Origin of the sequence: Ancylobacter sp. Lp-2 (assembly GCF_020523795.1) — a bacterium.
In the GTDB taxonomy this organism is placed as follows: Bacteria; Pseudomonadota; Alphaproteobacteria; order Rhizobiales; family Xanthobacteraceae; genus Ancylobacter.
The window spans coordinates 117347-135240 of sequence record NZ_JAJALI010000010.1 but is presented as its reverse complement, the minus strand read 5'-3'; the positions used below and the strand labels follow the sequence as shown (position 1 = coordinate 135240).

General features: G+C 68.8%; 15 protein-coding genes and 1 pseudogene. 6 read left to right on the top strand and 10 right to left on the bottom strand.

The genetic code is table 11. From position 1 onward, the window contains the following. Nucleotides 1-221: 221 nt before the first annotated feature. The 4 genes from LGR54_RS21190 to pdxY form a co-directional block, all read right to left on the bottom strand. On the bottom strand, nucleotides 222-1286 hold the full coding sequence (locus LGR54_RS21190) for a BMP family protein (RefSeq protein WP_370638252.1): 1065 nt from the start codon (nucleotides 1284-1286) through the stop codon (nucleotides 222-224). Nucleotides 1287-1380: 94 nt separating this feature from the next. After that, nucleotides 1381-2127, bottom strand: a complete 747-nt coding sequence (locus LGR54_RS21185; protein ID WP_230363952.1) for an NUDIX hydrolase — start codon at nucleotides 2125-2127, stop codon at nucleotides 1381-1383. Nucleotides 2128-2175: 48 nt separating this feature from the next. Then, nucleotides 2176-3072 carry a PhzF family phenazine biosynthesis protein gene (locus LGR54_RS21180; RefSeq protein ID WP_230363951.1) on the bottom strand — a complete coding sequence of 299 codons (897 nt, stop codon included), beginning with the start codon at nucleotides 3070-3072 and terminating at the stop codon, nucleotides 2176-2178. A 4-nt stretch (nucleotides 3073-3076) separates the two neighbouring features. Then, on the bottom strand, nucleotides 3077-3925 hold the full coding sequence (pdxY, locus tag LGR54_RS21175; RefSeq protein WP_230363950.1) for a pyridoxal kinase PdxY: 849 nt from the start codon (nucleotides 3923-3925) through the stop codon (nucleotides 3077-3079). A 189-nt stretch (nucleotides 3926-4114) separates the two neighbouring features. Between pdxY and LGR54_RS21170 the strand changes: the two genes are divergently transcribed. After that, nucleotides 4115-5383 carry an amidase gene (locus LGR54_RS21170; RefSeq protein WP_230363949.1) on the top strand — a complete coding sequence of 423 codons (1269 nt, stop codon included), beginning with the start codon at nucleotides 4115-4117 and terminating at the stop codon, nucleotides 5381-5383. Nucleotides 5384-5389: 6 nt separating this feature from the next. Here LGR54_RS21170 and LGR54_RS21165 read toward each other — a convergent pair whose 3' ends face one another. The 5 genes and pseudogenes from LGR54_RS21165 to LGR54_RS21145 all read right to left on the bottom strand — a co-directional run bounded on the left by LGR54_RS21165 (nucleotide 5390) and on the right by LGR54_RS21145 (nucleotide 12277). After that, a complete protein-coding gene (locus LGR54_RS21165; RefSeq protein ID WP_230363948.1) occupies nucleotides 5390-6100 on the bottom strand; it encodes an LssY C-terminal domain-containing protein in 711 nt (236 codons plus the stop codon). A 7-nt stretch (nucleotides 6101-6107) separates the two neighbouring features. Continuing rightward, nucleotides 6108-9903 (bottom strand): annotated as a pseudogene (gene metH / locus LGR54_RS21160) (methionine synthase). A 10-nt stretch (nucleotides 9904-9913) separates the two neighbouring features. Further along, nucleotides 9914-10285: an endonuclease domain-containing protein gene (locus tag LGR54_RS21155; RefSeq protein WP_230363947.1), complete on the bottom strand. Its 372-nt coding sequence runs from the start codon at nucleotides 10283-10285 to the stop codon at nucleotides 9914-9916. Between the two features lie 67 nt (nucleotides 10286-10352). Further along, entirely contained in the window at nucleotides 10353-11282 is a 930-nt protein-coding gene (metF, locus tag LGR54_RS21150) for a methylenetetrahydrofolate reductase [NAD(P)H] (protein ID WP_230363946.1), read from the bottom strand. Next, nucleotides 11282-12277, bottom strand: coding sequence for a metalloregulator ArsR/SmtB family transcription factor (locus LGR54_RS21145; RefSeq protein WP_230363945.1), 996 nt, complete (start codon nucleotides 12275-12277; stop codon nucleotides 11282-11284). The genes metF and LGR54_RS21145 overlap by 1 nt, the downstream gene beginning before the upstream one ends. A gap of 124 nt (nucleotides 12278-12401) precedes the next feature. Here LGR54_RS21145 and tsaA point away from each other — a divergent pair, with 124 nt between their 5' ends. Continuing rightward, the gene (gene tsaA, locus LGR54_RS21140) at nucleotides 12402-12977 is read left to right on the top strand and encodes a tRNA (N6-threonylcarbamoyladenosine(37)-N6)-methyltransferase TrmO (protein WP_230363944.1); all 576 of its coding nucleotides are present in this window, start codon (nucleotides 12402-12404) and stop codon (nucleotides 12975-12977) included. Between the two features lie 180 nt (nucleotides 12978-13157). After that, on the top strand, nucleotides 13158-14291 hold the full coding sequence (locus LGR54_RS21135) for a L,D-transpeptidase (RefSeq protein ID WP_230363943.1): 1134 nt from the start codon (nucleotides 13158-13160) through the stop codon (nucleotides 14289-14291). A gap of 124 nt (nucleotides 14292-14415) precedes the next feature. Here LGR54_RS21135 and LGR54_RS21130 read toward each other — a convergent pair whose 3' ends face one another. Next, nucleotides 14416-15021, bottom strand: coding sequence for an MOSC domain-containing protein (locus tag LGR54_RS21130; RefSeq protein WP_230363942.1), 606 nt, complete (start codon nucleotides 15019-15021; stop codon nucleotides 14416-14418). A 185-nt stretch (nucleotides 15022-15206) separates the two neighbouring features. On the opposite strand from LGR54_RS21130, the gene LGR54_RS21125 reads away from it, so the two are divergent. The 3 genes from LGR54_RS21125 to LGR54_RS21115 are packed head-to-tail and all read left to right on the top strand — an operon-like array spanning nucleotide 15207 to nucleotide 17880. Beyond that, a complete protein-coding gene (locus LGR54_RS21125) occupies nucleotides 15207-15797 on the top strand; it encodes an HdeD family acid-resistance protein (RefSeq protein WP_230363941.1) in 591 nt (196 codons plus the stop codon). A 10-nt stretch (nucleotides 15798-15807) separates the two neighbouring features. Continuing rightward, a complete protein-coding gene (locus tag LGR54_RS21120; protein ID WP_230363940.1) occupies nucleotides 15808-17082 on the top strand; it encodes an OpgC domain-containing protein in 1275 nt (424 codons plus the stop codon). 15 nt (nucleotides 17083-17097) lie between these two features. Continuing rightward, entirely contained in the window at nucleotides 17098-17880 is a 783-nt protein-coding gene (locus LGR54_RS21115) for an SGNH/GDSL hydrolase family protein (protein ID WP_230363939.1), read from the top strand. Nucleotides 17881-17894: the final 14 nt, after the last annotated feature.

Below are 17894 nucleotides of genomic sequence, written 5' to 3'. Positions count from 1 at the left end.
CCCCACGGGGAGAGGGAGGCACCAGGTGCTGCACCCGCCCTCCTTCGGTCTTCCGTAGAAGAAGCGGAGCGGAGGAGGATCCCGGCCGGCGCCCTCCGGGCTTCGGGCGGGGCGGGAGGGCGGCGTGCCGGGTCGGTGACGGGACGACGGCAAGGCGCCGGATGGCGGCGCGACGGCGGCTGCCGCAGGTCCGACCGCCGCCCCCCCCCGCCGCCACGCCCTCACATGGTCGGCTTGGGCTCGGCGTCGTTCACGTTGACGCGGAACATGCCGTCCTTGATCTCCTTCTCGCGCACCAGCACGAGCTCGATCACCTCCGGCGGCACCACCTTGGGGTCGAGCGGGGCGAGGCTCGCGCCGCCATGCGCCATGTAGGAGAACGGGCCGTAATCCTCGGCGGTGAAGGTGCCGTCCATCACCGCCTTGATGGCGCGGTCGACGGTCGGCTCCATCTGCCACAGCGCCGAGGCGATCACCGTGCCGGGATATTGCGCGGAGGTGTCGATGACGTTGCCGATCGCCTTGACGCCCCGCTCCTTGGCGGCGTCGGACACGCCGAAGCGCTCGGCGTAGAGAATGTCGGCACCCTTGTCGATCTGGGCGAAGGCGGCTTCCTTGGCCTTGGGCGGGTCGTACCAGGAGTTGATGAAGGTCACGAGGAACTTCACGTTCGGGTTCACCGAAACCGCGCCTTCCATGAAGGCCTGCATCAGCCGGTTCACCTCGGGGATGGCGTAGCCGCCGACCAGGCCGATGATGTTCGACTTGGTCGTCTTGCCGGCCACCATGCCGGTGAGGAAGGACGGTTCGTGGATGAAGTTGTCGAACACCGACAGGTTCGGCTTGGTGGGACCGAAGGACGAGCCCATCAGATAGGCCGTGTTCGGGTAGTCGGCCGCCACCTTGCGGGCCGGGCGCTCCACCGCGAAGATCTCGCCCACCACAAGGTCGGCGCCTTCCTGCGAATATTGCCGCATCACCCGCTCATAGTCGGTGTTGGCGACGTTCTCGGAGAATTTATAGGTGATGTCGCCGCGCGCCTCGGCCGCCTTCAGCGCCTTGTGGATGCGCGACACCCATTGCTGCTCGACCGGGACGGTGTAGATCGCCGCCACCTTGATCGGCTTCGCCTTGGCGGCGAAGGCGGCGCCGCCGAAGCCCCCGAGCGCCAAGGCGCCGGCGCCGAGCGCCAGCAGCTGGCGGCGATCGACGAGCCCTGACGAAACTTGCCCCGACGAAACTTGCCCTGACGAAAAAAGCGGCACGGTTTCCGTTGATTTGCGCATCTGTAGCACCTCTCCCGAGCCTGGGGTTCGCCCCGTTTTCTGGCCGACAGCTTATGCGAGTGGCGTGCCAATTTCGAACTGTTTGGTCCGAAATTCACGGTTTCCCCCGCTCGCCCTCCCAGCAGGCCAGAAGATAACTGCGAATGAAAGGCGGCATCGCCTCGCTGACGTCGTCCGGGCCACGCGCGACGACGACCTCGTCGAGTTCGGAGCGCTCCTCGGTGGCGAGAAAGCCGCGGATGCGCGCGGCGAGCTCGTCGGCGCCGAGTGGGCTACGCAGCTCCCGCATCAGCGCGATGCGGGGACCGGCGAACACCCCCATCCAGCCCGGCACGATCTCGACATCGGCCGGCGCCAGGCCGGTCTCCTCACCGAGTTCGCGCAGCGCGCTGCCGGCGAGATCGACGGTGCCATCCGGCCGCAGGTCGCTCAGATCCGGTGTGCCGGCGGCGAAATAGATGCGCCCGGCATTGGCGGTCCAGCCGGCCATGCGACCGAGCACGAAAGCACCATCCGCCGCGCGCAGCGCCGCCATGGCGAAGGCGTTGCAGACGTCCTCGCCCGGCTTTCCGTCCCCCGGGCAGTCGTGCCGCAACCACCAGAGCAGCGAGGCGAAGTCGGCTTCGCGGTAGCGGCCGCTCAGCACGCCGTCCGCAACCGCGTGACGGGCCAGCACCAAGATGCGGCCGTTCCACAAGGCGGGATTCGCCGCCGTTTGCGCGGCGAAGAAGGCGTCGACCTCGGCCCGCCGGCTGTCCGCATAGTCCCAGCCGCCGGGCTCCAGCCGCATGTCGAGGCGGTCGAGCGGCATGACCCGCGCCGCGCCGCCAGCGCCGATCACGCGCCGGCCCCCTGCGCGACGGCCGAGGCGGGGTCGGGCGCGCCGGCCTCACACATGCAGCACGCCTTCGGCCACCACCACGGCGCCGCCGCCGATGGTGACGCGGGACAAGGCGTCGCCGGCGACGTCCAGCCCCAGCCGCACCAGGCTCGACCGACCCATCTCGACACCCTGGAGGATGTCATAGGCGGTGAAGCCCTCGGCCGGCTTCTCGCCCTGCAGCAGCACCGCCGCCAGCGCCGCGGCGGCCGAGCCGGTCGCCGGATCCTCGTGGATGCCCATATTGGCGCCGAACATGCGGGCGCGGAAATCGCCCTCGCCCTCGTCGTCGCGGCAGAACACATAGACGGAATCGGCGGTACCGCCGAAGGCGCCGATGAGCCGCCCGGCGCTCGGGCTGATGCGGGCGAGCGCCGAGCGCGACGCCAATGGGATGCAAACGAAGGGCACGCCCGCCGAAGCGACGACCGGGCGATAGGCGTCGAAGCCGATATCCGACCGGTCGAGGCCCAGCGCCTGCGCGCAGGCCTCGACGCTCGGCGCCTCCTCGTCGAGGATCTCCGGCAGGCGGGGAACGGTGAAGGTAGCGGTGCCGGCGTGCGGATTGCGCAGGCTGACATGGCACGGCACCGGCCCGGCACTCTCCTCCAGCACGAAATCGGTGGCGAGTTCCACCTCGTCGCGCAGGGCGAGCAGCACCGCGGCGCCGACGGTGGGGTGGCCGGCGAAGGGCAGCTCGTGATTGATGGTGAAGATGCGCAGCCGCGCGCGGTGCTCCTCGTCGGTCGGCGGCAGCACGAACACCGTTTCCGACAGGTTGAACTCGCGGGCGATGGCCTGCATCTGGTTGCCGTCGAGCCCTTCGGCATCGAGGACGACGGCGAGCGGATTGCCCGCAAGGGCGCGGTCGGTGAAGACATCGAGCACGACGTAGGAGCGGGCCATGGCCTTACAGCTTCTCTGGGGTGAAAACGCGCGAGGGTGTCACGAATTCGTCCTGGGCGGCGACGGTGAGGATCTCCCGCGAGCCGGCCGCCGCGGTACGGGCAAGCAAGCCATAGGCCGAAGACGAGGCCTTGCCGAGCGCCTCCGCCGCCGAATGGCTGCTCTTCCAGTGCACGAAGAACAAAGCCGCGATGGCGTCGCCGGCACCGTTGACGGAAATGCCGAGCTTGGGCGTGCGCACCCGGTAGCAGCCGTCCGGCCCCGAGGCCAGCATGTCGATGGAATCGGCGGGTGTGTCCTCGGTGTGCAGGCTGGTGACCAGGATGACGCGCGGGCCGGTGGCGTGCACCGCCTCGCAGGCCAGCCGCGCATCCGCCAGCGTCGTGGTGGCGCGCCCGGCTAGGAAATCCAGCTCGAACTGATTCGGCGTGATGATGTCGGCGGCCGGCACGGCGCGGTCGCGCATGAATTCCGGGATGCCGGCCCGGACATAGACGCCGGTGTCGACGTCGCCCATCACCGGATCGCAGCAATAATGCGCCGCGCTGTTGGCGGCCTTCACCCGGCCGACGGCGTCGAGGATGGCATCGCCGATCTGCGCCGACCCCATATAGCCGGACAGCACGCCGTCGCAGCGCGGCAGCGCGCCGAGATGATCGATGCCGTCGACGAGATCCTGGATATGATCGGCGCCGAACACTTCGCCGCGCCAGGCGCCATAGCCGGTGTGGTTGGAGAACTGTACGGTCTGCAGGCCCCACACCTCGTGGCCGAGCCTTTGCATCGGAAACATGGCCGATGCGTTGCCCACATGCCCGTAGGCAACCCAGGATTGAATAGAAAGGATATTCATTCGTACGCGCCCCAGTCCCGGCAAGAACGATCCGCGCATAGCGCCGGCGATGCAAGGGTACAAACGAAATTAGATGTGCGGATCCATAATGTTGGCGTGTAGCGTGTCGCATGCGATACGCTTTTGGTCGACAATATCCGGTGCATTCGCCACCGTGAACAACCGAAACCCATTCAACCCCGAGAGATCATGACCGCAATGCTGTCCGCCTGCGCCCTCGCCGCCGCCATTCGCTCGGGCGATCTCGCTCCGGCCGAGGTCGCGGCCCGTTGTGCCGAGGCGATCACCGCGCGGGAGGGGGAGATCCAGGCCTTCGCCGCCCTCGACGTGGAGAAGCTGCTGGCCCGCGCGCAGCGGCCGGGCCTCGCCGCGCTGCCGTTCGCCGGGCTGCCGGTGGGGGTCAAGGACACGTTCGACACCGTCGACTTCCCGACCGCCTATGGCTCGCGGATCTACCGCCGTCACCGCCCGGCCGCCGACGCCGCGATCGTGCGGATGATCGCCCGCAATGGCGGCCTCGTCGCCGGCAAGACCTCCACCACCGAATTCGCCTTCACCACGCCGGCCGCGACGCGCAACCCGCGCCGCCCCTCGCACACGCCGGGCGGCTCCTCCTCCGGCTCGGCGGCGGCGGTGGCGGCGGGCATGCTGCCGCTGGCCATCGGCTCGCAGACGGCGGGCTCGGTGATACGGCCGGCCTCCTATTGCGGCGTCACCGGGTTCAAGCCGTCCTTCAAGCTGATCCCGATGCTCGGCAGCAAGACCTTCTCCTGGTCGCTCGACACCATCGGCCTGTTCGCCGCCGGGGTCGCCGACGTCGCCTTCGCCGCCTGCGCGCTCTCCGGGCGGGAGCTGTCGATCGACCCCACCGCCCGGCCGCCGCGCCTCGCCGTCATCCGCACGCCGCGCGCCGGTGCCGCCAGCCACGATGCCGACGCCGCCCTCGAAACCGCCATGCGCGCCGCCGAGCGGGCGCGAGCCCATGTGCGCGAGGTGACGCTGCCGCCGGAAGTGGAGAGCGCCGACGAGGCCCATGCCATCGTGCAGGCCTATGAGGCGGCGCTGGCGCTCGCCGACGAGTGGGACCGCCATCGCCGCCAGCTCTCGCCGCAGCTCGCGGTCTATCTGGAGCAAGCCGCCGCCGTGACGCCCGACACCTATGACGCGGCCCGGCGCACCACCCGCCTGGCGCGCCATGCCTTCGCCGACCTGGTGGAAAGCTACGACGCCGTGCTGACCTATTCCGCCCCCGGCGAGGCGCCGGAAGGGCTCGCCTCCACCGGCTCGTCGATCTTCAACCGGCTGTGGACGCTGCTGGGCGCGCCCTGCGTCAACGTCACCGGCCTGACCGGCGCCAGCGGCCTGCCGGTTGGCGTGCAGGTGGTCGGCCGCTTCGGCCGCGACCGCTCCGCCCTCACCGCCGCCGCCTTCATCGAGAAGGCCATTCGCGCGGCGTGAGGGCGCTCAGCCGCCGGCCAGACCACCGAGGGCGCGCCACAGCCGGTCCTTGAGGCCGACGAATGGCGGCGGGGCGACGACGGTCGCCGGCTGCGACGCCGCACGGCCCCCGGCCACCAGCCGGCCGAAGCGGATCTCGCCATCGGTGCGGTAGCGCTCGCCCTCGCCATTGCGGCCGAGCAGCACCGGGCCGAGGCCGGTGACCTGGTAGATGGCGGTCAGCATGCCCGCGCGGTCGAGGTCGTCGATCAGCCGATCGCGCGCGGCATCGACATCCGGGTCGAGGCGCGGCGGGAGGGTGCCTGTCGCCACCGCCGAGCCGAGCCAGACCGGCTGGCGCTCGGCGCCGAGGTCCAGCACCTTCCACAGGAGCAGGCTGTCGCGGCGCCCGGCCGGGTCGACGCTCTCCGCCTCGAAGGCGAGGTCCGGCAGGCGGCCGGCATAGGATAGCTGGCCCGCCGGCGCCGCTGCGTGCCAGCCGGCGGCGGCCATGGCGCGCACGACGTCCTCCCGCGTGCCGACAAGACCGACATCCATGGGATCGCCGGGCAGGCCGCGCGCGGTCAGCGTGACCTTCGGCAGCGACCGGATGCCCGGCTGCTCGCCATGATGGGTCCACAGCCGCGGCGCCATCACATAGGCGAGCGCCGCCCAGATGAGGACGACAAGCAGCACCCAGTGCCGGATGCGGCGGGCCGGCCCACTCGGAACGGTCATGCCGGGCCTACTCCGCCGCCGCCGGCTTGTAGGCGGCGGTGTCGTAGTTGAGCACCGGCGCCAGCCAGCGTTCGGCCTCTTCCACGCCCATGCCCTTGCGCGCGGCATAGTCCTCGACCTGGTCGCGCTCGATACGGCCGACGCCGAAATAGGCGGCGTCGGGATGGGCGAAATACAGCCCCGACACCGCGGCGCCCGGCCACATGGCGAAGCTCTCGGTGAGCTCCACCCCGATGGAGGAGGTCGCGTCGAGCAGCTTGAACAGCGTCGCCTTCTCGGTGTGGTCGGGCTGGGCGGGGTAGCCCGGCGCCGGACGGATGCCGCGATAGGCCTCCTTGATCAGCCCCTCATTGTCGAGCGCCTCGTCCGGGGCATAGGCCCAGAACTCGCGGCGCACCCGCTCATGCATGCGCTCGGCGAAGGCCTCGGCGAGGCGGTCGGCCAGCGCCTTCAGCAGGATCGAGGAATAATCGTCATTGGCCTTCTTGAACGCCTCGGAGCGCTCATGCTCGCCGAAGCCGGTCGACACGCAGAAGCCGCCGACATAATCCGCCACGCCGCTGCCTTCGGGGGCGACGAAATCGGCGAGCGCGATGTTGGCACGTCCCTCGCGCTTGCCCATCTGCTGGCGCAGCGTGTGCAGCGTCGCCAGCGGCGCGTTGCGGCTGTCGCCGGCATAGAGCGCGATGTCGTCGCCCACCGTATTGGCCGGCCAGAAGCCGATCACCGCGCGGGCGGTGAGCCACTTCTCGTCGACGATCTTCGTCAGCATCTTCCGCGCGTCGTCATAGAGCGCGCGGGCGGCGATGCCGACCTTGGGATCGGCGAGGATGGCGGGGTAGTGGCCGATGAGCTCCCAGGACTGGAAGAACGGTGTCCAGTCGATATAGGGCACCAGCTCGGCGAGGTCGTAGCTCTCGAACACGCGAGTGCCGAGGAAGGTCGGTACCGGCGATTGATAGCCGGCAAAGTCCAGCGCGAGGCGGTTGGCGCGCGCTTCCGCCAGCTTCACCCGGACCTTGTTGCGGTCGCTCTTGGCATGGGCGTCGGCGAGCTTGGCGTATTCGGCGCGGATGTTCGCCGCATAGTCGGCGCGGGTGTTGTCGTTGAGCAGGTTCGACACCACGCCCACCGCGCGCGAGGCGTCGGTGACATAGACCGCCGGGCCGCGCAGATATTGCGGGGCGATCTTCACCGCCGTGTGCACGCGCGAGGTGGTGGCACCACCGATCAGCAGCGGCAGGTCGAAGCCCTCGCGCTCCATCTCGGAAGCGACATGCACCATCTCGTCCAGCGAGGGGGTGATGAGGCCGGACAGGCCGATGACGTCGACCTTCTCCGCGCGGGCGACTTCGAGGATCTTCGCGGTCGGCACCATGACGCCGAGGTCGATCACCTGGTAATTATTGCACTGGAGCACGACGCCGACGATGTTCTTGCCGATGTCATGCACGTCGCCCTTCACCGTCGCCATCAGGATCTTGCCGGCGGCCGGGGCATCGGTGAGGCCGAGCTCCAGCTTTTCCGCATCCATGAACGGCATGAGATAGGCCACCGCCTGCTTCATGACGCGGGCCGACTTCACCACCTGCGGCAGGAACATCTTGCCGGCGCCGAACAGGTCGCCGACCACGTTCATGCCGGCCATCAGCGGGCCCTCAATGACGTGCAGCGGCCGCGCGGCGGCGGCGCGGGCCTCCTCGGTGTCGGCCTCGACGAATTCGGTGATGCCGTTGACGAGGGCGTGCTCCAACCGCTTCTCCACCGACCAGGTGCGCCAGGTGAGATCGGCCTCCTTCTTCTCGCGACCACCGCCCCGGAACCGCTCGGCGACGGCGAGCAGCCGCTCGGTGGCGTCGTCGCGGCGGTTGAGCACCACGTCCTCGCAGGCCTCGCGCAGCTCCGGCTCGATCTCGCTGTAGGGCGCGAGCTGGCCGGCATTGACGATGCCCATGTCCATCCCCGCCGAAATGGCGTGATAGAGGAACACCGCGTGCATCGCCTCGCGCACCGGCTCGTTGCCGCGGAACGAGAAGCTGAGGTTCGACACGCCGCCCGACACATGGGCGTGCGGCAGGTTCTGCCGGATCCAGCGCGTCGCCTCGATGAAGGCGACGCCGTAGCCGGCATGCTCCTCGATGCCGGTGGCCACCGCGAAGATGTTCGGATCGAAGATGATGTCCTCGGGCGGGAAGCCGACTTCCTCGACGAGGATGCGGTAGGCGCGGGCGCAGATCGAGGTCTTGCGCTCGAAGGTGTCGGCCTGGCCCTGCTCGTCGAAGGCCATGACCACGACCGCGGCGCCATAGGCGCGCACCAGCCGGGCATGATGGCGGAAGGCGTCCTCGCCCTCCTTCATCGAGATCGAGTTCACGATCCCCTTGCCCTGGATGCACTTCAGGCCGGCCTCGATGACGCTCCACTTCGAACTATCGACCATGATCGGCACGCGGGCGATGTCCGGCTCGGCGGCGACGAGGTTGAGGAAGGTCACCATCGCCTTCTCGCTGTCGAGCAGGCCCTCGTCCATGTTGACGTCGAGCACCTGCGCGCCGTTCTCCACCTGGTCGCGCGCCACCGCCAGCGCGGCGGTGTAGTCGCCATTGGTGATGAGCTTGCGGAAGCGCGCCGAGCCGGTGACGTTGGTGCGCTCGCCGATGTTCACGAAGGTGGCGACGGGTGCGGTCATGACGCCTGCTCTTGATGCGGGATGAGGGAAGGACGGCGGAGACAGACATTCATGCCCGCATCTCGAAGGGTTCGAGGCCCGACAGGCGCAGGAGCGGGGCGATCTCCGGGATGTCGCGCGGCGCATGCGCGGCGACGGCGCGGGCGATCGCGCCGATATGGTCCGGCGTGGTGCCGCAGCAGCCGCCGACGATGTTGACGAGGCCGGAGGCGGCGAACTCGCCGACCAGCTTCGCCATCGCCTCCGGGCTCTCGTCATAGAGGCCGAACTCGTTGGGCAGGCCGGCATTGGGATAGGCGCAGACGAAGGTATCGGCGATGCGCGAGAGCTCGTCGATATGGCCGCGCATCTCCTTGGCGCCGAGCGCGCAATTGAGCCCGATGGAGAAGGGCTGGGCGTGGCGCAGCGAATTCCAGAACGCCGCCGGGGTCTGGCCGGAGAGCGTGCGCCCCGACAGGTCCGTGATAGTGCCGGAGATCATCACCGGCACGCGGATGCCGCGCGCCTCGAACAGCCGCTCGATGGCGAACACCGCCGCCTTGGCGTTCAGCGTGTCGAAGATGGTCTCGATCAGCAGGAGGTCCGAGCCGCCATCGATCAGCGCGCCGGCCTGCTCGCCATAGGCGGTGGCCAGCTCGTCGAAGGAGGTGGCGCGGAAGCCGGGGTCGTTGACATCCGGCGAGATCGAGGCGGTGCGGTTGGTCGGCCCGATGGCGCCGGCGACGAAACGGCGGCGGCCGTCCTTTTCCTCGGCCAGCTTCGCGGCTTCCTTCGCCAGCTTGGCGCCCTCGACGTTCAGCTCATAGACGAGGCTCTCCATGCCGTAATCGGCCATGGCGATGGTGGTGCCGGAGAAGGTGTTGGTCTCGACGATATCCGCCCCGGCCATGAAATAGGCGAGGTGGATATCGCGCACCGCATCCGGCACGGTGAGGTTCAGCAGGTCGTTATTGCCCTTGAGGTCGCGGTGCCACGCCTTGAAGCGCTCGCCGCGATAGCCGGCCTCGTCCAGCTTCAGCTGCTGGATCATCGTGCCCATGGCGCCGTCGAGCACGAGGATGCGCTCGCGGGCGGCGGCCCGGAGGGCTTTGAGGGTGTCGGTCGACTGGGTCATGGTGTGGCTCCTACTCCCTCTCCCCGTCGGGGAGAGGGTTGGGGTGAGGGGGAGCTACGCGCAGAGTTTCCAAAATCCGCACGAGGACGCCCTCAATGTTGTCGTTCACTTCGTTATTCCAGAAGCGGATGACGAGATAGCCATCGGCTTCGATCCTTCTCGTGCGTTCGTCGTCCGTCTCATGCGCGTGCTGTCCGCCGTCGAGTTCGATGACCAGCCGAGCGTCGACACTCAGGAAGTCGATGACGAAACGCCCAACTGGCGCTTGCCGGCGAAACTTCCAGCCATCGAGCTGGCGATTGCGGAGCCGCGACCAGAGCCGCATCTCGGCGTCCGTCTGATCTCGGCGCAGTCGGCGCGCTCGAAAAGCCCGGCCGTCCATCCCCCTCACCCGCCGCTGCGTGGCGGCCTCTCCCCCTCGGGGCGAGGTTAAGGCGCCGCTCTCTTCTTCACGCCGCCGCCTGGCCGTTGCCCTGCCCTTCCGCGTTCTGCGGCGGGCGGATGCCGAGCAGGTGGCAGATGGCGTAGACGAGGTCGGCGCGGTTCAGCGTGTAGAAATGGAACTCGGTCACGCCGCGGTCGACGAGGTCGAACACCTGCTCGGCTGCCACCGCCGCCGCGATCAGCTTGCGGGTCTCCGGGTCGTCGTCCAGCCCCTCGAAGCGGCCGGCGAGCCAGGCCGGCATGTAGCAGCCGGTCTTCTCCGCGAAATTGTTCGCCTGCTTGAAGTTCGAGACCGGCAGGATGCCCGGCACAATGGGGACATCGATGCCGCGCGCGCGCACCTTGTCGAGGTAGCGGAAATACAGGTCGTTATCGAAGAAGCACTGGGTGATCGCTCGCGTCGCGCCGGCCTCGACCTTAGCCTGGAGGATGTCGAGATCGGTGTCGAAGGACGGGCTCTCCGGGTGCTTCTCCGGGTAAGCCGAGACGGAGACTTCGAAATTGGCGATGCGGCGCAGGCCAGCGACCAGATCGGCGGAGGTCTTGTAGCCCTCCGGATGCGGCTCATAGGCCTGGCCGACGCCGCCCGGCGGGTCGCCGCGCAGCGCCACGATATGGCGTACGCCGGCATCCCAATAGCCGCGCACGACGTCATCCACCTCACCCCTCGAGGCGGCGACGCAGGTGAGATGCGCGGCCGGGGCGAGGCGGGTGTCCCTGACGATGCGCTCGACGGTGGCGTGGGTCCGCTCGCGGGTCGAGCCGCCGGCGCCATAGGTCACCGAGACGAATTTCGGTGCCAGCGGCGCCAGACGGGTGATGGAGTTCCACAGCGTGGCCTCCATCTCCGGCGTCTTGGGCGGGAAGAACTCGAACGACACCGAAATCGGCCGCCCGCCGGAGCGGCGGCTGCGGCGCTCGACATCCGACGACATCAGGCGACCTCCTTGTGCTTTTGGGCGGGCTGCGTCGCGCGCGGATCGCGGGCCAGCCAGAGAGAAACGGTAAGCTTTCCATCGGCTTGCGGGGCAAGCGGGCGATGCGAGCGCGGCACCAGCCCGGCCTGGGACAGCCAGTGCTCGACCACCTCGGGTGCGAAGCCGAGGCGACGATGGGCGTGCGCCTCGCGCAGAAATTCGAGGTCGTGCGGGGCGAAATCCACCACCAGCAGATGCCCGCCGGGCTTCAGCACCCGCGCCGCTTCCTTCAGCGCCCGCGGGGCATCCTCGAGGAAGTGCAGCACCTGGTGGACGATCACCACGTCGAAGGCGTCGCGCGGCAAAGCGAGGCTGTAGATGTCGCCCTGCCGTACCGTGCAATTGCGGGCACCGGCCCGCTCCAGATTGGCGCGGGCGACGGCGAGCATGTCCGACGACAGATCGATGCCGACGCCGCGCTCGATGCGCGGGGCGAACAGTTCCAATATGCGCCCGGTGCCGGTGCCGAGGTCGAGAAGCGACGCGATCTCAATGCCTTGCAGGGCTTCGAGAATGGCCTCCTCGACCTGCTCGTCGGGGGCGTGCAGGCGGCGCAGCGCGTCCCATTCATGAGCGTGGGCGCGGAAATAGGCCTGGGCATGGGCGGCGCGGGCAGCCCGCACCGCCTCCAGCCGCTCATGGTCGCGCAGGAGGATGTCGTCGTCCGGCGCCATCAGGGCGAGCAGCGCGTCGTTGAGGGCGGCGGCGGGGGTCTCGGCGGCGCGGCGGTAGAACACCCAGCTGGCCTCGCGGAAGCGCTCGACCAGCCCGGCTTCGGCCAACAGCTTGAGATGCCTCGAAATTCGGGGCTGCGACTGGCCGAGGATTTCGGTAAGCTCGGAAACGGTCAGCTCGCCCTCGCCCAACAGGGCGAGCAGCCGCAGGCGCGTGTCCTCGCCGGCCGCCTTGAGGCCGTCGAGCAGAGACGCGAAGCTGAGCGGCGATGCCGGCATGGAACCCTCGATGAGATATAAAGATATCTTTATGTCTTTTCGGAAGGGGATGCAAGGGACGCGATGGGCCGGCCGGCGCCGTGCCGATGACGTTTCCCGCCGATGACGTTTAGTGAGGTGTAGCGTGAGCCCGATTGACGCGACAGGGTCGAACCAGCCGGCCGAATTCGGGATCCGCCCCGGCGAAATAACCCGCCCGCTGCCGGCCTCCCCCGACGCCGGGGTGCATTTCATCGGCCGGCTTCGCACGCCCTGGACCCAGCGCAAGGAGTGCCCGAAGAACGGGCGCGAGGCGGAGGCGGTGTGCACCGTCGAACTCGACCCGGCGCTCGTCCCGGCGCTGGACGGGCTGGCGGGCACCACCCATCTCTGGCTGCTTTACTGGATGGACCGGGCGCCGCGCGACCTCCTCGTGCAGGTGCCTCGCGCCTATGGCCGGGGACGCGGCACCTTCGCGCTCAGAAGCCCCGCCCGGCCGAACCCGATCGCCATGAGCGCCGTGCGCCTGCTGGGCATCGAGGACAACCGACTCACGGTGGTCGGGCTCGACTGCCTCGACGGCACGCCGCTGATCGACATCAAGCCGTATTTCGCGTCCACCGACTGCTACCCCGAAGCGGTGGTGGGCTGGCACCGCGACCGCGAAATCATCGATGGCCGTGCGAACAGCAACGACTTTTCAACGATTTCGAAACCATAATGTCCCGGTCGATGTGAGGGACATAGGTCAGGGTTACTGTTGCTTATATGCATCGCCCATGCGTTTCGTGCATGGCTGAAGCAAGCTGGACCATTCGTGACTTAGTCTTGTCTTGAACCCGCCTTGTTCCTGCGTCATGTCGTCGTCGCAAAGGTTGTGGCATTCACTCCAGTAGGCTTGATGATGGTCGTTCGCCTAGGTTTCGCTCCCGCGGTCGCTCTGGCCCTTCTGACGTCGGTCGGTACGGCCGGCGCCCAGTCCTATCCCGTCGAGGCCACGCAGTCGGCCGAGCCGGTGCCGGGCACCGTCGAGGTGCCGGCCGCCATCGATCCCTATGGCACGTCCAGCGCTCCGGCGCAGGGCGGCGTCGCGCCCATCATGGCGCCGCCGGCCGCCGCCGGCGGGCAGCCGGCTCCGGTTTCCGGCTATGCCAATGGCGGCGCGCCCTCCGGCTATCCCACCGGTGCCTATTCCGGCCAGCAGCCGGCCGGCTACTCGGCGCCGAACTACGCCGCGCAGTCCGCCCCCGGCACCGCCGCGGCGCAGCCCGGCTATCCCACCGGCGCCTATTCCGGCCAGCAGCCGGCCGGCTATTCGGCGCCGAACTACGCCGCGCAGTCCGGCCCCTATACGCCGCCGGGCCAGGTGCACGCCGCCGCCCCGGCCGGCCAGCCGGGCTATTCGGCTCCGCAGCAGCAGATGATGGGCGCCAACGGCTCGACCGTCGCCACGCTGCCGCCGGAGGATCAGCCGGAGGAAGGCCCGCCGAAGGAACTGCCCGCCAATCTGAAGCGGCAGACGGTGGACTACGCGACCACCCAGCCCCCGGGCACCATCATCATCGATACGCCGAACACCTATCTCTATTACGTGCTGCCCGGCGGCAAGGCCGAGCGCTACGGCATCGGCGTCGGCCGCGACGGCTTCACCTGGGCCGGCACCGAGAAGATCTCCCGCAAGGCGGAATGGGCCGACTGGCGCCCGCCGGCGGAGATGATCGAGCGCCAGCCCTACCTGCCGCGCTTCATGGCCGGCGGCCCCGGCAACCCGCTGGGCGCGCGCACCATGTATCTCGGCGGCACCATCTACCGCATCCACGGCACCAACCAGCCGTCCACCATCGGCCAGTTCATGTCCTCCGGCTGCATCCGCATGCTGAACGAGGACGTCGAGAACCTGTACGACCGGGTGAAGGTCGGCACAAAGGTCGTGGTGATGCCGGGCAACCCGGCGGCCAAGACCGCCGACGGCAGCGCCGCGATGCAGCCCATTCCGGTGAGCGCCGCCGGCGCGCCGAACGTGGCGGTCCGCTGAGGACTCTTTCCGGCGGGATACTGCCGGGATCCTGAAATACGACATCGCCCGGACGAGGGATCGTCCGGGCGATTTTCGTTTGCGGGCCGGATGGCGGCGCGGCGCACGGTGCAGGCTGCCGCCCTCACCGCCCCCACAGGCGCTGGGCGGGCACGCGCACCTCGATGGCGCTGCCGGCGACGAGTTCGCCGGGCCGTTCCACCCAGGCGACGAGGCCGCGCCGGCCGCGCGCCGCGCCGACAAAGGCGAGGTCGAGGCCCGGCCGTCCGGCATGATGCCGCGCCACCGCCGCCCCGGCGTGGCGGCAGGGCGCGTTCTCACCCTCCACCGCCAGGCAGGCGCCGCCGGGAAAATGCAGCCGGGTGCCGGGCGGCAGCGCGGTGAGATCCGGCAGCCCCTCCACCACCAGATTGGCACCGAGCCAGGACGGCTCCACCCCCGGCAACTCCAGCCGGCCGGCGATGAGGGCGAGCTCGTCCGGCGCCACCAGCGTCAGCTGCCGCGTGTTGCGAATCGGCGTGCCGCGCGGATACCACGGCACCCGCGAATCGGCTTTGCGGGTGAAGCCGCGATGGCGATCGCCGGCCAGCCCCTCGAAATCCACCATCGCCCGATCCACCGGGCGGGTGACGAAGTCCGCCCCATCGGCGATGAGCAGCAGCGACAGCCGGGCCGCCCGTTTGCGGGCGGGCACGGTGGCATCGTCGAACAGCGGCAGGGTTTCGTTCATGCACGGATCTCCGCGAGTGGAGGGCGGATATTAACCGCCCCGCACGACGCCGGGGAAATGCGGACTGCGCGCAGCCGCCGACCGGTCTAAGATACCATCGTTTCCCCGCCGCGCGCCGGAACCCCGAACCGGGGTGGCGCGTTTGCGCTCCGTCGGCGCGGCGCCAGCATGAAGGACGAGACCCGATGTCGACCCCGACCGATTCCTTCCCCTCAACGCCGGCCGGCTCGCTCGCGGGCCACCTGCACGAACTGCGCGCCAAATGGGGGTGGTTCGTCGCTCTCGGCGTCATCCTGATCGTCGCCGGGGCGATCGCGCTCGGCAGCTCCTACGGGCTGGTGGTCGGCACGCTGATCTCGGTCTACTACATCGGCGCGATGATGGTGGTCGCCGGCATCGCCCAGATCTTCCACGCCTTCGCGGTGAAGGGCTGGGGCGGCTTCTTCTTCTGGCTGCTCGACGGCCTGCTCTATCTGGTGGCCGGCGTCATCGCCTTCACCAATCCCGACCTCGCCGCCGCCGTGCTCACTTTGCTGCTCGGCATCTCGCTGATCGTCGGCGGCCTGTTCCGGCTGGTGGCGGCGTTCAAGCTGCGCCCGGCGGCCGGCTGGGGCTGGATCCTGTTCTCCGCCATCATCGCCATCCTGCTCGGCATCGAGATCACCGTGCAGTGGCCGATCAATTCCATGTGGATTCTCGGCTTGTTCCTCGGCGTCGATCTCATTTTCAACGGCTTCACGGTATTGATGCTCGGGCTCGGACTGAAGAAGAAGTAAGCGAGGTTTCGTGAGGCAGAGCGCCACCGCCCGACGTGTCGCGCAGGAACAGCCGGCCGGACAACCGGCCGGCATGACGGCGGAAACGTCGGAGCACCGGGGCGTTCCAGCCAGCACCACTCCTCCGGCCGCCGGCACGCCGGGCACCGCCCCGGCGCCGCCGGCCGCCAGCGGGCGCGACCTGCGGCTCGACCTGTTTCGCGGGCTGGCGCTGTGGTTCATCTTCCTCAACCACATCCCCAACAATGTGGTGAACTGGATCACCAACCGGAATTTCGGCTTCTCCGACGCCACAGAGATCTTCGTCTTCATCTCCGGCTACACCGCCGCCATGGTCTATGGCCGCGAACTCGACCGCTCCGGCACGCTGGTGACCTCGGCGCGCATCCTCAGGCGGGCGTGGCAGCTCTACATCGCCTTCATCTTCCTGTTCGTGATCTATCTCGCCGAGATCTCCTATGTCGTCGGCTCCTTCTCCAACCCGCTCTATGCCGAGGAGATGGGCGCGCTGCAGTTCCTCTCCGAGCCGGACGTGGCGCTGGTGCAGGCGCTGCTGCTGAAGTTCCGGCCGGCCAACATGGACGTGCTGCCGCTCTACATCGTGCTGCTCGCCGGCTTCCCGCCGGTGCTGTGGGCGCTGAAACGCTGGCCCGACGCCACGCTCGCCGTCTCGGCGCTGGTCTATGCGCTGGCGCTCAATCTCGGCATCAACCTGCCCGGCTATCCCGACGACCGGATGTGGTTCTTCAACCCGTTCTGCTGGCAGCTGATGTTCGTGTTCGGCGGCTGGTGCGGGCTCGGGGGCAGCGACCGCCTCGGCGGGCTGATCCAGAACCGGCTGGTGGTGGCGCTGGCGCTCGCCTATCTCGTCGTCTCGCTCGCCGTGGTGGTGAGCTGGTGGTGGCGGCCGCTGGAAGGGCTGGTGCCGGAGGCGGTCGGCGTGTTCATCTACCCGATCAGCAAGACCGACCTGTCGCCGCTGCGCTTCCTGCACTTCCTCGCCCTCGCCGTAGTGGTGGTGAAGCTGGTGCCGGTGGATGCGCGCTGGCTGCGCTCCCGGGTGCTGCGGCCGATGATCCTGTGCGGGCAGAACTCGCTGGAAGTGTTCTGCTTCGGCGTCTTCCTTTCTTTCGCCGCACATTTCGTGTTGAACGAGATCAATGGCTCGCTGACCATGCAGTTCATCATGAGCGCGGCGGGCATCTCCCTTATGGTGGCTCTCTCCGTGCTGTTGTCATGGTATGCTCGCGTGGAGCGCGAGATTGCCGCGCGGAAATATGGGTAGACGGCGCGGATCGACGTGAAACGCACGACGCTCGGACTGATACTGGCTTGCACGGCGTTCCTGGCGGGCGGCGCTACCGTCCCGGCACGCGCGGAGCCCGTTTGTGCCGCGCCTTCCGAGCTCACCCGCGCCGGCTTCGGCCTGCCGCGCCTCGCCAAATCGCTCGAGGACAAGACGCCGACCACCATACTGGTGCTGAACTCCTCGGCCACGGTCGAGAAGAAGCCGGCCAAGAGCACCGGCGCCGCCAAGGATGCGGTGCCCAAGCGCTTCCCGAGCTATATCGAGGAGATCCTGCGCGCCCGCTATCCCGATGGCGGCATCGTGGTGGCGACGCAGAACCAGCCGCGCGCCACCGCGCAGGCGATCCTCACCGTGCTGCCCGACCTTTTGCGCGTCAACAAGCCGTCGCTGCTGATCTGGCAGACCGGTACCTATGACGCCATTCTCGGCGTCGACACCGGCGCCTTCGGCGACGCGGTGAGCGATGGCGTCCGCCTCGCCCACGAGGCCAAGACCGACGTGATCCTCGTCGGCCCGCAATACAGCCCGCGCACCTCCGTCGCCTTCGACGTCGCGCCCTACACCAACACGCTGCAATGGACCGCGCGCGGCAACGCCGTGCCGTTCTTCGACCGCTACGACGTCATGCGCTACTGGCAGGACGAGGGCATCTTCGACCTCGACGCCGACCGCCCCTCCCCGACCCTGTTCGACGACGTGCATGGTTGCATCGGCCGGCTGCTGGTCGGCATGATCGCCGACGGGGTCGACAAGAAAACCCTCGGCTCCCGCTAACCCCAACCCCGGCA